Raw genomic sequence first — 14638 nt, forward strand, 5'->3', positions numbered from 1 at the left:
GACCCTACCGTTGCCAGTAAATCCCTTGCTCTCAGGTTGTCTTCCCGTTGGTTAGGCGACATAGGCTTCTTTCAGCCTATCGGCTCAGCTAACATGCTGGACGTACAATAAGCCATTCTAAATTGACATTTAGAATGGCTTAAATTTATAAATAATTCTATTAAATTTATTTCCATATTAACTTTGTTATTGATTTTCTATTCCTGAGGCTACTTCTTTATATATCTCACTAAATGTTTTATTATCTTTTAAAGACTGAAGATATTTCATAAATGGGATTTTTAGCTCATCTCTCTTTAAAGCAAATTCTACTGTTGCTTCAAGAAATCCCAGTTTATTTCCTACATCATATCTTCGTCCTTCAAATATATATGCATACATATCTTGCTGAGCTATTAATGTTTTAAGGGCATCAGTTAATTGAATTTCTCCCCCTTTCCCTGGAAGTGTTCGATCTAATATATCAAATATTTCAGGGGTTATTATATATCTACCAAGTATTGCTAAATTTGATGGTGCTTTATCTAATTTTGGTTTCTCAATAAGGTTATCAACTTTGTACACTTGATCGCTAATTCTTGTTCCATCAACTATTCCATATTTATCTACATTTTTTCTTTCTACCTCTTGAACTCCGAGTATTGTTGTATTTCTGTCTTCAAAACAATCCATAAGTTGTTTTAGACATGGAATCTTCGCATCCACTACATCATCACCAAGCATCACCGCAAATGGTTCATTACCTACAAAAGCTCTTGCACAATTTATAGCATCTCCCAGACCCTTAGGTTCCTTTTGCCTTATGAAATATATATTTACCATATTTGATATATTTCTAACTTGTTTAAGAAGAGCATCTTTATGCTTGTTTTCCAAATTTAACTCTAATTCTATTGATTTATCAAAGTGATCTTCAATAGACTTTTTATTTCTACCTGTAATAACTAATATTTCTTCTATACCTGACGCAACAGCCTCTTCTATAATATATTGCATTGTAGGCTTATCAACTATAGGTAACATTTCTTTAGGTAATGCCTTCGTTGCAGGTAAAAATCTTGTTCCAAGTCCTGCTGCTGGTATAATTACTTTTTTAACTTTCATATAAAATATCTCCTCTCCCATACTATTACTTTATAAAATCAAATGCAGTTTAGGCTATTTCTTTAGTTCCAGATGATGCTTTCACAATTGTACCAAAAACCCAAAATCTGTACCCTAAAAAATTAACAACTTGAGCTAAAACCATGGAAATAATTTTTGCAATTAACGGATTCATGGCGTTGTTGCTAAGTAATATAGTCATCCCTATTAAACTTACACCTAAAGAAGCTGTATTAACGACAGCGAATTGAACAATCTCTTTTGTTGTTTTCTTACTTACTTTCGTATTATTAAATGTCCAAAATTTATTTAAAAAATAACTATTTAACGTACCTCCTAAATATGACAATACCTGACTTATAATATAGTTAACACCAAATATACTATTTAATACAGAGAATATTCCAAAATCAATTGTAGTATTTAACCCACCTACAAATCCAAACTTTACTATATGTTTAAGTTTTTCATTACTTATATATTTATTGTAAATATCTTTTAAAATAATCATGTGCTTCACTCCTTCTTTATTCCTATATTTATATACTAACAAAGTAATGTATCAAAATTAGCAAATAATTATGTTAAAAATATGTTAACTATAACATAATTCCCTTATTTTTATTTAAAAAAATTACTAATAAATAGTAATTAATTACTACTTATTAGTATAAATAAAATAAATAACTATACACGAAAAAAAGGTTACTATAAAAAGAGCAACTTTTTCTTCGTGTATCATAATTTAGAATTAAAGATTAACTCATTACTTAACTTTACTTCTATAATTTATAAATGGTTTTTATTTTTTCGATTGAAGGCAACTCAACTACTGCACCCAAAAAGTTAAGTTTATAAGCACTAACTGCTGATGCTAAATAAAGAGATTCCTTAACTGTATAACCCTTTATAATTGCTGCATAGAAACCAGACCAAAATGCATCTCCTGCACCCGTTGTATCAACTACATTGTCAGCTAATGTAGGTATTTTTATCTTTTCACTACCATTTGAAACAACGGCTCCATCTTTACCAAGAGTCATTATTACAAGTTTTGCTCCTAGCTCTAAAAACTTATCAATTTGATTATCAATTGTATCTTTACCAAACAATCTTTGTGCATCATCCTCAGAGGGTTTTATTATGTCTACATCCTTAATAATTGATTTTACATATTCTATGCCATCATGACCTCTTTCCCATATCATGGGATGATAATTTGGGTCAAACGCAATAATAATTTTATTCTTTCGGGCTATTTCGATAATTTGCTCCATAGTATTTCTAAATGGTTGCATTGATAATGGCCAACAAGAGAAATGCAAAATCTTGGTATTTTTTATTTTTACCTCCAGTTCTTCGCTATAGTGTACTTTGAAATCAGCATTTCTATAGAATATAGGTACTGGAGTTCCTACACTTTTTGTTATCAAAACAAGGCTAGTTGGATAATCAACTTGCTTTACCATACTGGTATTAATATTATTCTTCTTTAAGTGTTGTATTAAAAAGTCTCCCAAGCCATCATTACCTACAGCACTTACAATTTGAGACTTTATTCCTAGTTTCCTTGTATTCATTGCAATATTTGCTGGAGATCCTCCAAAATATCTTTTGTAATCATTACTTTCAAAATTGTTACTATATTCTTTTGATATCATATCTATAAGTAGCTCGCCTATTGCTAATACATCGATTTCCTTATCATAAAATTCTATTTTCTTATTAAAACTTATCATATTAATCCCCCTAAATACCTGATAGTAATAGCATAGTTACCCTAATATTATGTCAATTGATTAATATAATATTATAAATTTATAATACACACGAATTATCTCTTGTATAGATAATTTTCTTGAAATTAATAACTCATATCCGTTTACCAAATTGATTTCATCTTCCAAATAGTAAAACTCTTTACATTCAACTCTATGCCCTTAGTAAGTGATAAAGTAACACCTGTAGTGTCATCCAAGGTTGGATATACTCTTGTTGAAATACATTTTTCATAATTGGCAAATACCTCAATTATTGAGTGATCAATAAATATATGTAGTTTTAATATCTCACCTTTACTTAAATATAAACTTGCACTTAGCTTTGATTTATGAGGTAATTCTGAAAGCGTTGACTTACTTCTATCTACTGTAAGTTCACTATTAATTACATTATAACTTATTGAAGTTTGCTCCTGCGCATTTTTCGACTGAAGCACCTGTATGCTAAATTCCTCATCTCCATTTAGCTCAAATTCTGCTTTAATTTCAAGGGCTCTACCTTGCACACCTAACTTCAAATTTTCACTGTTCACTTTTACATCTGTTAACAATTTTTCTTCAGCTCTTAAAACTTTAAGTTCAGATACAGGTTCTATTTTTAACTTTCCATTATTATAAAGGCTTAACATTCTAGGTATAGACTGTGCACCAGCCCAACCTAAAGGCCCCTTAAATTCTCCTCGTGAAGCCTCCGTCATCCATCCCCATATAACACGTCTACCATTTGGATCCACAAGTGAATTTGGCGCATAATAACCTTCCCATCCACTGTTATCAAATATATCTTGATACTCAGTTGTAAAAGTAAAATCACTGTTTAATATACCTGTATGATAAACAACCATATCATTAGGAGAGTAAATTAATACATATTTATCTCCTAATTTAAACAAGTTAGGACACTCCAAAAACTTGTATTTATTTGTTTCATATAATATATTAAGAAATTTCCAATCTAAACTATTTTTGGATTTATAAATAAAAACACATCCATTTCCATCATTGCTGCCCCCAAGTACCATGTACCAATTATCTCCATCTTTCCATACAAAGGGATCTCTCCATTCCTTAATGTCCATATTTTCATGCAAATCTAATGTTAATCTTGGGTTATTTTTGGCCTTTTCCCATGTAACCATATCATCGTGGCTTACAGCCATCCATTGCTCCGCGCCAACACTTTGATGCCTTTGCCCTTCTCCTACACTAGTATAATAAATAGTAGGTATTCCCTGATCATTTGTAAAGGTACAACCTGAAAAACAATGTTTTTCACCTAATTCATTAGATGGGTATAAAGCTATAGGCAAATGATTCCAATGTACTAAATCTATACTTTTTGCATGACCCCAATGCATTGTATCCCAATGATAATCATTAGGGTTAGTCTGATAAAAAAGATGATATTCTCCTTTATAATATATTGGACCGTTGGGGTCATTCATCCAATTTTTTTCTGGCATAAAATGATATATAGGTCTATATAAATCCATATTTTATTCTTCCTCACTTTTTTATAGCAAATTTTTTGTTATTTTATTGAACCTTGCATTACACCTTCAAGAATGTGTTTCTGCATAAACATATAAACAATAACTACAGGAATTACTGATAAAATTAAACCTGCCATTGATAGCCCATAATCAACGGTATGTGTACCATAAAAATAGTAAGTTGATAAAGGTAATGTCCTTGTATCAGCAGTACCCAAAATTAGATTTGGTAATAAGAAATCATTCCAAATCCAAAGAATATCCAATATGGCTATTGTCATAGTTTGTGATTTTAAAAGTGGAAATACTACCTTTGTAAATGTTTGAAATCTTGTCGCACCATCTATCATAGCTGCTTCTTCTAATTCTAAGGGTATGCTCTTGATAAAACCATGGTACATAAAAACTGCTAAAGAAGTTCCAAACCCTAAATACATATAAATTAATGACCATTTGTTGTTTAACATATGAAGTGATCCATATATTTGCACTAATGGTATCATAATACCCTGAAATGGAATAATCATAGCGGCTATCATAACTAAAAATATAAACTTGTTAATTTTCCACTTTTTTCTTACAAATAAGTAAGCTGTACTTGAAGAAAAAATTACAATTATTAAAACACTAAAAGCTGTTATAATTAATGAATTAAAAAAGCCATGTAAATAATTCATTTTATCAAACGCAATCATGTAATTTGTAAAACTAAAATGAGTAGGTAAAGCTAATGGCTTAGCTATAATTTCTGTTGTTGACTTAAATGAATTTAACAAAACAAATAATAATGGAACTATATATAATGCAAACAATACAACTAATGTTGACATCTTGACAATATTAAGAAATTGTTTTTGTTTTTTCATTAAGCTTCTACCTCCATTCTCTTAGTAATATATACCTGTGCTACTGATACTAATGCAACCATTAGGAACAAACAAAATGCTTCTGATTGACCAATACCATATTGCTGTGATAAGAAGGCTTTATTATAAACATGCATTGATATCATTTCAGTAGCTTTATATGGGCCTCCATTTGTTAATGATAAGTTAACATCATAAACCATAAATCCATTTTTCAATGTCAAAAATAAACAAATAGCGAAAGATGGGACCATCATTGGAAGTATAACAGATTTAAGTTTTCTAAACCCACTTGCTCCATCAATACTTGCAGCTTCTACTATATCCTTTGGTACGTTCATAAATCCTGCAATATATATAATCATCATATAACCAGAATTCTGCCACACACTAACAATTACCATTGACCAAAAGGCTTTTTTAGGATCCGCGAGCCATGATGCTGAAAATAATGGAATGTTAAATATTGTACCTAAGTAAACTAACACATTAGAAAATATAAACTGCCATATAAATCCAAGTGTAATGCCACTTATAAGATTTGGCATGAAAAATCCAGTTCTAAAAATAGTTTGTCCTTTTACCCCACTTGTTAAAACATAAGCTAGTAGAAAAGAAACGATATTAACTAATATTACAGTGAAAAGCACATATTCTATTGTAAGTCCAAACGAATCCCAAAATATTTTATCAGTAAAAACTTTTATATAATTATCAATTGCCACAAAATTATGAACAGATGATACACCATCCCAGTTAGTAAAAGATAAATATATTCCATACATGAAAGGTATAATTACTACAGTAAAAAAAGCAAAAGTCGCTGGTCCTGCATAAATAAGATATGTCATTATGTTACTTCTAATATTTTTATCCTTATTCATGTCTTCATTCCTCCAATAATTTATTAACATAATGTATAACGGATAAACTTTAATGTTTACCCGCTATACGTTATATCTAGTTCATTTTTAATTTATTGTGCCGATTTCCAATAAGCTTCAATCGCTTTAGCAAGTCCTTCTTTATCTGTTTTGCCAGCAAGATACTTTTGCATATCAGCACCAAGTACTGACCAATGATCAGCTGGTAAGTTTGGTATTGTTGGAATTATTTTGCCAGCATCAATGTATGATTTAATTGATTTCCCAAGTGGGTCTGCAAGAGTTAATGTTATGTTCTTAAATGCTGGTATTGCATTACATTTATTAACCAAAATATCTTGTCCTGCAGGGCTATATATTAACCATTCAAGGAATTTCTCAGCTGCGGCTTGCTGATTTTCATCATTATTAGTTTTATCAATAGCTATAAATTTTGAAGGTCCAGCACATATTTGAGTATTTCCATAGTCTGATGCATTATTGCTTGTAGGAACAGGAATGAAACCATAATCTCCAGTTTTATCAATTGCCTTTATTTGATTCCATGTCCAGTTACCCATAAACCAAAAACCAACTTTCCCTGTAGCTATATCCTGTTGATTATTTTCATACTTTTTATCTAAAGGAGCTTTTTTATCTAAATTATATTCTTTCATTAAATCAAAAGTTTTAACTAACCCATTAAAAGATTTATTAGTAGATAAATTAGCTGTTCCAGCTTTCAAATCTGCTAAGTATTTCTGAGTACCAACACTATTTTTACCTTGATTAGTATAAGCTATAGGTAGTAAATGTCCAGCTAAAGACCAATCCATTGGTGAAATAACAATTGGTGATACGCCCGCCGCTTTAACTTTTTTAAATGCAGCTTCTAAACTATCTTGTGTTGTAATAGTTTTTGTATCAATTTTAGCCTTAGTCATAACCGTCTTATTATATATAATGCCATAACCTTCTATTGCAAGTGGAAATCCATATGACTTACCATCAACCTTAGCTGCATCTAATGCTCCAGTCGATGCATCAGCAACCCATTTCTTACTTGAAAGGTCTAAAAATTTATCTTTAAATTTTGGTATATCACCAGGGTCAAGCATTGCTAAACTAGGTGCATTTCCTGCAGCGTACATAGCAGATATCTTCTCAAAAGGTGACCCACCAGTTGGAACAGGTACTATTTCTAAAGTTATTTTAGGATTTGCTTTAGTAAATGCTTTAGCAGCATCTTCTAATTGTGTTTGTATTTCCCCTTTAGTATTTAACATTGTAATTTTAACAGGTTTATTGTCAGTTGCCGGTTTAGTACTTGTACTAGTTGAAGCTGAGCTTCCACATCCTGCAACTAATGAAGCTGTCATGAAACATGATATCATTAGAGCTATTAACTTTGTTTTTTTCATGTTTTTCCCCCCAGAATTTTTATATTTTATTACATTTAAGTAATGTAAACCATTTCTTGTAATTTTATTATACAACATACTTATTCTTTATGTCAACCGTATGACATGATTATTTTACAATATTTGTAGTAATGAGTTTATTCGTAATTCTCCCGTATCTACAAATCATTATAAAATGTGCTATGTAATATAGAAAAAAATAGAGACTATGGATTATAATCTCCATAGTCTCTATCAATAATTTATTTAATAGACTGTTAAGTGGTTTTTCTTTCAACTAAAGTTACAGGCAGTATATTTTCTATATCCACTTCTTTTTTTTCAAGTAAATCTATTAGAATTTTTACTGCTAGCTCTCCCATTTCTTCTATTGGTTGCTTTATTGTAGTTAAAGGTGGAACAATAAGTGATGCTATATTGATATCATCATATCCAACAATTTTTAAGTCCTTTGTAATATCTTTTCCAATTAAGTTAGCAACATGTATTATTGAAGCTGCAATCATATCACTACTGGCAAACACCCCATCTATGTCTGGATGCTCTTCAAACAGCTTACACGCCAGTTTCTCATACCCCTCAAAAATATCAAGCTTTGCCTGCTTTATAACAAAATTAACTTTTCTCGCAAGTACTACATCCATAAAAGCCTGATAACGCTTATTTGCTGGAGTGTTAATTTCAAGAGGGCCGCTTATATGAGCAATCTTTTTACATCCTCTATCTATCAAAAGGTTTGTAGCTAAAATACCTCCATGATAATTATCCGAAGTTACAAAAGGTATATTATTAGTAAAAGTTCTATCTAGTGCTACAATTGGCAAAGTAGGGCTAAGATAGTCCGAGGTATCTACAGTATGGCTTCCCATAATTATTCCGTCTACTTGATATCTTTTAAGCATTTCTACATAATCTTTCTCCTTAACACTGTCTTGATAAGAATTACAAAGCAAAATCTTATAACCAGCCTTGTAAGCATAATACTCTATATAACTAGTAAGCTCAGCAAAAAATGGATGAGCTACATTTGGTATAATAAGCCCAATTAAATTAGACTTTCTTCTAAATAAAGAACGTGCTATTTCATTCGGCTGATAATCAAGTTGTTTCATAGCCTCATGAACCTTTTTTCTAGTAGCTTGACTTATATATCCTCTATTATTTAAAACTCTTGAAACAGTTGTAACTGTAACTCCAGCTATTTTAGCCACATCTTTTATCGTTGCCATAAAAAATCCTCACCCTTGTGCGATTAATTTGAATCATTTACAATATAATGTAATAACCCATTATATTGAATAGTAGGCTACCTTGCCAGACTCATCAATATACTCTATCACAGATTTGTTGTTTTTTAAATCTAGAAATAGGGTACAATACCTGTCACCCTTATGCCAATAAAGTCGAATTTCATCTTTAGCAGAGTCTAAAACCTCAAATTGTCCATTAAATGCAGGGTATTCATTTCTAAATCTGATAAGCTTTAATAATCTTTGAACAACTTCCTTTTGAACTGACCGATCAATTTCCTCAAGACTAAAGTTATGACGATTAATTTCACGCCCTTCACCAGTTTTCTTTACATTTTCCTCATCATTTTCTCCTGCTAGTAGTCCCACGTAATATACTTGTGGTATCCCCGGTGCAAAAAATTGAATTGCTCTAGCTGCCAAATACGCATCATCATTGCAGCCTAAAATAGAATAGTAGGAACCTCTTATTTGATGAACATCAAATCCGTCTTCTGCCTTATCTTCTTCTGATAAAATAAGACTTAAATTTGAACCTCGCTTAAGCGTTAAATCTACTAGTTTTCTTGCTTCCTTAGTATCTATGAGGTCATCCATATCAGGTTTTACAGGAATGCCATCATGGCAATCAAGCATTGTAAATTGTCTTGCAGGACGAACCTTAAGGTATTCACAAAGCTTCTCACTAGATTTATTTATTAATGTATCAAGAATAGTATACGGTAAAATAAAATCGTAAATCCAGAACCCATGCTCTGCAAGTTTGTATTGAGTTGAATAATGAGCATGGACTTCTGGAAGCAATTCAATCTTCATAGAATCCGCCAATTTCTTAATCCAATCAAGAAAATCATATATTTCTGGTTCTACAAAAAAACAACTTGTTCCAAGCTTTTTTATAACATATCCAACTGCATCTAATCTTACTATTTTAACATTATGTTTACTAAAATTCACAAAGAACTCTTTAAGCAGCTGTTTTACCTTATCTGACCTTACATCCAAATCAATCTGCTCAGAAGGACTAGTTTTACCAAAAGTAGTCCATACCCTTTCTTCCTCACCGGTTTCTTTTATTTTAAAGGTAGAATATGGCACTCTCCTGCGAAGTGACATCTTGTCAATGTCTTTTTTAACAGGCTTTCCATCTTCCCAAACCTTATCCAAAGTGATAAACAAATCTGCATACTCTGATTTTCTACCTTGCTTAAGGAAATCTTGAAAATATATAGACTCACCTGAAATATGGTTAACCATTAAATCAACCAATACATCAAAATTTTCACCTATAGCTTTTATATCCTCCCATGTACCAAACTTTGGCTCTATCATCAAATATGTAAGTGGAGCAAACCCTCTGTCTCCAGAAGACGGAAATGGTGGCAGAATATGAACTCCACCTTTAAAAATGTCAGAAAAATATTTTAAAAGTACATTATTAAGAGTTTTTAAATCCCCTCCCAGTGAATCAGGGTAAGTGATAAGCTGTACTTGGTTTTTTACTACCATATTGCAATCTCTCCTTTCAATTTTACATCTACCTTTCATCTATAAGAAAACCTTTACGTTTGCTTTTATTATATATTCGACTTTAATATATGTCAATAGGTTGACATATTAGCTGTTGCCATTTTTTTCAATATTTTTTATTGTCTTAAGTTTAAATTTAATATAGCTTATTTATTGCCTTTGTTAAACTTTCAATTTTACTTTTATAATCAATATCAACAGTCTTTAATAAATTTTCTTAATTTCTTGTCATAATTAATAAATATATGAACAAAATAATAAAGAGCTAGTGATTTTAAAATAAACATTGCGTTGACACCTTTCTGACATTAACTAAGGCTATAATAAAATATAGTTGAGGTATTAGTATAAAGATTATAGCCTTTAATGGCAGAAATGGAGACAATTTATTATGAAATATGAAGACATAAAAGAACCTAAAATTTCTAGAATTTATTCTATAGTAGTTGCTCTATGTGTTACCACTCCAGTTCTAGCACTAGTTGTAATTAAAATACTATTAACCAGTATGTAAATTATACTAAGAAATTTAACTTAATATTCTAATGATGGAAGGTAAAAGTATGAATATTTCAATGAGTTTTATAAGTGGACTAATGCATATCGATAAATATTTAATTTTAATTTTACATCAGTATGGTATATTGACATATGTTATTCTTTTTTTAATTATATTTTTAGAAACAGGCTTAGTTGTTACACCATTTTTGCCAGGTGACTCAATGTTATTTGCAGCAGGAGCACTAGCAGGCCTTGGTTCAATGAATATTTCCACTCTTCTAGTAGTAGGATATTTTGCGGCATTACTTGGTGATATTTCTAATTATTATATAGGAAGAAAGATTGGAAGCAATATACTAGAAAAGCAACAGGTACTGTTTATTAAAAAAGAATATTTGAAAAAAGCTCAAACCTTCTATGAAAAACATGGATCATTAACTATAATACTCGCAAGATTTGTTCCTATACTTAGAACATTAGCTCCTTTTGTGGCTGGAACTTTACAAATGAGTTATCTTAAATTTATTCCTTGCAATATGGTTGGCGATGCTCTATGGGTAAGTTTATTTTTAGGTGGTGGTTACTTTGCAGGTAATCTATCATTTATAAAAAATCATTTTTCTTTTGCATTAATAACTATAATAATAGTATCACTCTTACCTGGAATTGTATTATTTTTAAAAGATAAACACAAAAAAAAGGAGCACAATGGAAATGATGTCCCAAGTACTGAAGTTTAATAATATTTAATTATCCAATAAATAAAATGGAGCAAAATATATTAATAAGAGGATAAAATAACTTTATACAGTTAGTTTATCGTCTTCTATTTAATTAATAGTATTTCTAGACAATTTGTTATTTTCTCTAAAATTTATAATTGACCCAATAACAATAAAAGCAATTCCTATCATTGTATTTACTTCAATGGCCTCTTTTAGAATTATTAAAGCTAAAATTGGCGCTAAAGCAGGTTTAATAAAAAATACAATTGATGCAGTAGATGCAGAAGTCTCCTCCATTGCTAATATATAAAATGTATAACCAAGCCCAGTTACAAAAATACTAATATAAGCAAGCATTGGTATATTGCTCGGTGTTATACCATGAAATATTGGAATGTTTGAAAATTCTTTTAATCCATTATCTGATAAAATTTTTGATACAAAACTTAATTTTGTAATAAGAATAAGTACTAACATTTCAAGACTACCCATTAAAAAACTAAAACAAGTTAAGACTACCCCTCCAAATTTTTCGGATTTTTTATTGCATATCACACTATACAAAGCAAATGTTACAGTAGAAATAGCAATAAATATTATACCCTGTAAACTGATTGTCATATTAAAAGGGTTCAATATACATATCATTCCAATTATGCTTAATCCCATTGTAATAATAGTATGCTTATATAGTTTTTCTCCCATTAAAAAGAAAGCGAAAGTAACTACAAATATAGGATTACAACTAAAGAGAACTGCAACTATAGATGCCTTACAGTAAAAAATGGCAAGTTGGTAAAATGTCATACTTACTACAACGCAAATAAAGCCTGTTAATATAAAAAATGAATAATCATTTCTGTTTAAAGAAATCTTTTTACTCTTTAAATTTTTTAAAGCTAGTGGAAGTAATACGATAGACCCTATAAAAAATCTTAAAAAGCTTATCTGTATAGGGTTAAATTGATTAGACACCATTTTTAAGACTATTTCCATAGTGCTGAAAAGAAAAGCAGATAAAATAATAAACCAAAATCCTTTTTTCATTTATAGACACCTCTAATATATAAATTTTTAAATTACATTTTAAAAGGAAAGTCTCCCATTTCAATAAGTGGAAATAGACTACCTTAGCAAAAATAAAACTTCAGTGGGAATTTAAATCTCCTTTTGAAGTCATTAATATTCAGCGATCCAGGAGATGATTAATGTAACTGATATGATTAATGGCACCTTCATTTTAACACAATGTACTTTATTTTACTATTTTGTCGTTTTGCTATACCCTTAACTGCCCCTTCCCTAATTTATACAATAAGTATTTATAAAAAATATATAAATCAAACAAAATATACATCAAATTGACATCCCTCTGACATTTAAAATTGATATGATTTAACCATAGAAATATATAGTAATAAATTAATGAGGAGAGACTAAAATGAAAAATATATCTTTAAAGACCAAAATACTAACAGGAATATTAACAGGCGGCATATATTTATCATCTGTTAGTACAACTTTTGCAATAACCACAAACCCAATAAACATTAGTGGAACTAACCTTTTAACAAGCGAGTGCACACAAATAAATACTAAAATAGAACAGGATTTAAAAAGTAATTTAGAAGAACCTATAATCACTAGAACTATAAGTCAGGATCAAGCAAACAAAATTAAATCAGTACTAAATAAATCTGTAACTACAAAGGTCAACAATATTGATTACGCAAAAACTATAATCAATTCAGAAAATAAATTATATAAAAGTAGTACTACCCCTAGTTATATAAATCCAATAACTACACTTGTTGATAATGCGACTATAACTCAAACTCAAGCAGATAAAATTTTACTGAAACAGCTGTATTTATATCATGAAAGAATGTTAAAAAGTTCCCTTTAAAATAGGATTAATAAGTATTCTCTATTTGGGCAACCTAAATTAGAGGAGTTGATAATAATGAATAGTGAAAATATTAAAAATTTAAATTCTCTTCTCGAGAGTGAATATATAGCTATTGACAGTTTTGAATCATTGATAAACCATGCGAGTAACATAAATATAAAAACTGAATTGCAAAATATACAACGAACCCATAAGCAACATACTCTGCAAATTTCTACTAAAATACAAAATCTTGGAGGTAGTCCCTCTTGCAGTATTGGAATTCAAGGAGTTATTGCAGAAACTATATCAAATATAAAGCATATTGGCACTACAGATAATACTAGTTATCTTAAGGAAGCCCTACAAGGTGAGTTCATGGCAATAAAAACTATTAACGAATTATTAGCTAATAATTCAGTATTTAGTAACTCTACTATTTTAAATAGTATAATAGCAGATCATAAAACTAATATTGATTCATTGAATAACATTATTAATGTTTCTAACAATATAAAATAATATTTTATATTACTTACGAAAAATATTCTAACAAACATTAGATACTATCAAAAACATTCCTACCTTAAAAAAAGTGGTTTTAAATATAAATGTAATAATTTAAGAACACTTTTAATATATATTATATTAAAGTGTTCATTTATATAAACATTATTTATAATATTTTAGTTTAGATGTACTTAAAACAGCACACATATATTAAGATTTACATTAAAATATGTAATTAATGTAATAATGAACAATATTTTTAAGTAAAAAAGCATTTTTCATTAACTTTGAATCATTTTTCGTGTTTGAGTGGCAATTATTTCTTTAAAACAGACATGGCATTATTCTTGCTTATATTATTTATAGATACTAAGATTCAATTATTATTATGGTTGAATAAAATCTATAATCATATATAAAGAAAACGGTTTTACAAAAAATAATAAATATTAACACAATAAGAAAGATATCAACTAATATTTGTTATCTTCTTAAAAATAGCGAGGAGGAAAATTCATGAATTTTACATTGACGAAAGAACAAGAATTCGTAAAACAAATGGTAAGTGAATTCGCATTAAATGAAGTTAAACCAATAGCTGCGGAAATAGATGTTACAGAAAGATTTCCTAGCGAAACTGTAGAAAAAATGGCTAAATACAATATGATGGGTATTCCAATTGCTACTAAATATGGTGGAGCTGGCG

15 protein-coding genes are annotated in these 14638 nt (G+C 29.6%); 5 read left to right on the forward strand and 10 right to left on the reverse strand.

Annotated features, from left to right (window positions below; all coding sequences use genetic code 11):
- Positions 1 to 186: 186 nt before the first annotated feature.
- From galU to gtfA, 9 genes are all read right to left on the reverse strand, one after another.
- Positions 187 to 1104 (reverse strand): UTP--glucose-1-phosphate uridylyltransferase GalU, encoded by a 918-nt coding sequence (gene galU / locus KPL37_RS17335; protein WP_216151294.1) that lies wholly within the window; start codon positions 1102 to 1104, stop codon positions 187 to 189.
- 49 nt (positions 1105 to 1153) lie between these two features.
- Entirely contained in the window at positions 1154 to 1615 is a 462-nt protein-coding gene (locus KPL37_RS17340) for a GtrA family protein (protein WP_216151295.1), read from the reverse strand.
- 271 nt (positions 1616 to 1886) lie between these two features.
- Positions 1887 to 2843 (reverse strand): carbohydrate kinase family protein, encoded by a 957-nt coding sequence (locus tag KPL37_RS17345; protein WP_216151296.1) that lies wholly within the window; start codon positions 2841 to 2843, stop codon positions 1887 to 1889.
- Between the two features lie 143 nt (positions 2844 to 2986).
- Positions 2987 to 4378 carry a glycoside hydrolase family 32 protein gene (locus KPL37_RS17350; RefSeq protein WP_216151298.1) on the reverse strand — a complete coding sequence of 464 codons (1392 nt, stop codon included), beginning with the start codon at positions 4376 to 4378 and terminating at the stop codon, positions 2987 to 2989.
- Between the two features lie 38 nt (positions 4379 to 4416).
- Positions 4417 to 5244: a carbohydrate ABC transporter permease gene (locus KPL37_RS17355; RefSeq protein ID WP_216151299.1), complete on the reverse strand. Its 828-nt coding sequence runs from the start codon at positions 5242 to 5244 to the stop codon at positions 4417 to 4419.
- Positions 5244 to 6128: a carbohydrate ABC transporter permease gene (locus KPL37_RS17360; RefSeq protein WP_216151300.1), complete on the reverse strand. Its 885-nt coding sequence runs from the start codon at positions 6126 to 6128 to the stop codon at positions 5244 to 5246. The genes KPL37_RS17355 and KPL37_RS17360 overlap by 1 nt, the downstream gene beginning before the upstream one ends.
- A gap of 92 nt (positions 6129 to 6220) precedes the next feature.
- A complete protein-coding gene (locus KPL37_RS17365) occupies positions 6221 to 7528 on the reverse strand; it encodes an ABC transporter substrate-binding protein (protein ID WP_216151301.1) in 1308 nt (435 codons plus the stop codon).
- Between the two features lie 257 nt (positions 7529 to 7785).
- A complete protein-coding gene (locus tag KPL37_RS17370) occupies positions 7786 to 8757 on the reverse strand; it encodes a LacI family DNA-binding transcriptional regulator (RefSeq protein ID WP_216151302.1) in 972 nt (323 codons plus the stop codon).
- Positions 8758 to 8817: 60 nt separating this feature from the next.
- Positions 8818 to 10287 (reverse strand): sucrose phosphorylase, encoded by a 1470-nt coding sequence (gene gtfA, locus KPL37_RS17375; RefSeq protein ID WP_216151304.1) that lies wholly within the window; start codon positions 10285 to 10287, stop codon positions 8818 to 8820.
- A 412-nt stretch (positions 10288 to 10699) separates the two neighbouring features.
- On the opposite strand from gtfA, the gene KPL37_RS20170 reads away from it, so the two are divergent.
- Both KPL37_RS20170 and KPL37_RS17380 read left to right on the forward strand, forming a co-directional pair.
- Positions 10700 to 10822 (forward strand): hypothetical protein, encoded by a 123-nt coding sequence (locus KPL37_RS20170; protein WP_281418720.1) that lies wholly within the window; start codon positions 10700 to 10702, stop codon positions 10820 to 10822.
- A gap of 49 nt (positions 10823 to 10871) precedes the next feature.
- Positions 10872 to 11549 (forward strand): VTT domain-containing protein, encoded by a 678-nt coding sequence (locus tag KPL37_RS17380; protein WP_216151305.1) that lies wholly within the window; start codon positions 10872 to 10874, stop codon positions 11547 to 11549.
- A 90-nt stretch (positions 11550 to 11639) separates the two neighbouring features.
- Here the strand turns inward: KPL37_RS17380 and KPL37_RS17385 are convergent, their stop codons facing one another.
- Entirely contained in the window at positions 11640 to 12581 is a 942-nt protein-coding gene (locus KPL37_RS17385) for a DMT family transporter (RefSeq protein WP_216151306.1), read from the reverse strand.
- Positions 12582 to 12975: 394 nt separating this feature from the next.
- Here KPL37_RS17385 and KPL37_RS17390 point away from each other — a divergent pair, with 394 nt between their 5' ends.
- The 3 genes from KPL37_RS17390 to KPL37_RS17400 form a co-directional block, all read left to right on the forward strand.
- Positions 12976 to 13440, forward strand: a complete 465-nt coding sequence (locus KPL37_RS17390) for a hypothetical protein (RefSeq protein ID WP_216151307.1) — start codon at positions 12976 to 12978, stop codon at positions 13438 to 13440.
- A 57-nt stretch (positions 13441 to 13497) separates the two neighbouring features.
- Complete coding sequence (locus KPL37_RS17395) at positions 13498 to 13944, forward strand: DUF2383 domain-containing protein (RefSeq protein ID WP_216151308.1); 447 nt, start codon at positions 13498 to 13500, stop codon at positions 13942 to 13944.
- Between the two features lie 504 nt (positions 13945 to 14448).
- Positions 14449 to 14638, forward strand: a 190-nt coding sequence (locus KPL37_RS17400; RefSeq protein ID WP_216151310.1) for an acyl-CoA dehydrogenase family protein, incomplete at its 3' end; no start/stop codon positions are given.

Origin of the sequence: Clostridium frigoris (assembly GCF_018861865.1) — a bacterium.
GTDB lineage: Bacteria > Bacillota > Clostridia > Clostridiales > Clostridiaceae > Clostridium_AD > Clostridium_AD frigoris.

Coding starts and splice junctions, on each gene's coding strand:
- KPL37_RS17390 (WP_216151307.1), top strand. CDS start 12,976: ATGAAAAATATATCTTTAAAGACCAAAATACTAACAGGAATATTAACA.
- KPL37_RS17360 (WP_216151300.1), bottom strand. CDS start 6,128: ATGAATAAGGATAAAAATATTAGAAGTAACATAATGACATATCTTATT.
- KPL37_RS17340 (WP_216151295.1), bottom strand. CDS start 1,615: ATGATTATTTTAAAAGATATTTACAATAAATATATAAGTAATGAAAAA.
- KPL37_RS17365 (WP_216151301.1), bottom strand. CDS start 7,528: ATGAAAAAAACAAAGTTAATAGCTCTAATGATATCATGTTTCATGACA.
- KPL37_RS17380 (WP_216151305.1), top strand. CDS start 10,872: ATGAATATTTCAATGAGTTTTATAAGTGGACTAATGCATATCGATAAA.
- KPL37_RS17395 (WP_216151308.1), top strand. CDS start 13,498: ATGAATAGTGAAAATATTAAAAATTTAAATTCTCTTCTCGAGAGTGAA.
- KPL37_RS17385 (WP_216151306.1), bottom strand. CDS start 12,581: ATGAAAAAAGGATTTTGGTTTATTATTTTATCTGCTTTTCTTTTCAGC.
- KPL37_RS17370 (WP_216151302.1), bottom strand. CDS start 8,757: ATGGCAACGATAAAAGATGTGGCTAAAATAGCTGGAGTTACAGTTACA.
- galU (WP_216151294.1), bottom strand. CDS start 1,104: ATGAAAGTTAAAAAAGTAATTATACCAGCAGCAGGACTTGGAACAAGA.
- KPL37_RS17355 (WP_216151299.1), bottom strand. CDS start 5,244: ATGAAAAAACAAAAACAATTTCTTAATATTGTCAAGATGTCAACATTA.
- gtfA (WP_216151304.1), bottom strand. CDS start 10,287: ATGGTAGTAAAAAACCAAGTACAGCTTATCACTTACCCTGATTCACTG.
- KPL37_RS17345 (WP_216151296.1), bottom strand. CDS start 2,843: ATGATAAGTTTTAATAAGAAAATAGAATTTTATGATAAGGAAATCGAT.
- KPL37_RS17350 (WP_216151298.1), bottom strand. CDS start 4,378: ATGGATTTATATAGACCTATATATCATTTTATGCCAGAAAAAAATTGG.
- KPL37_RS20170 (WP_281418720.1), top strand. CDS start 10,700: ATGAAATATGAAGACATAAAAGAACCTAAAATTTCTAGAATTTATTCT.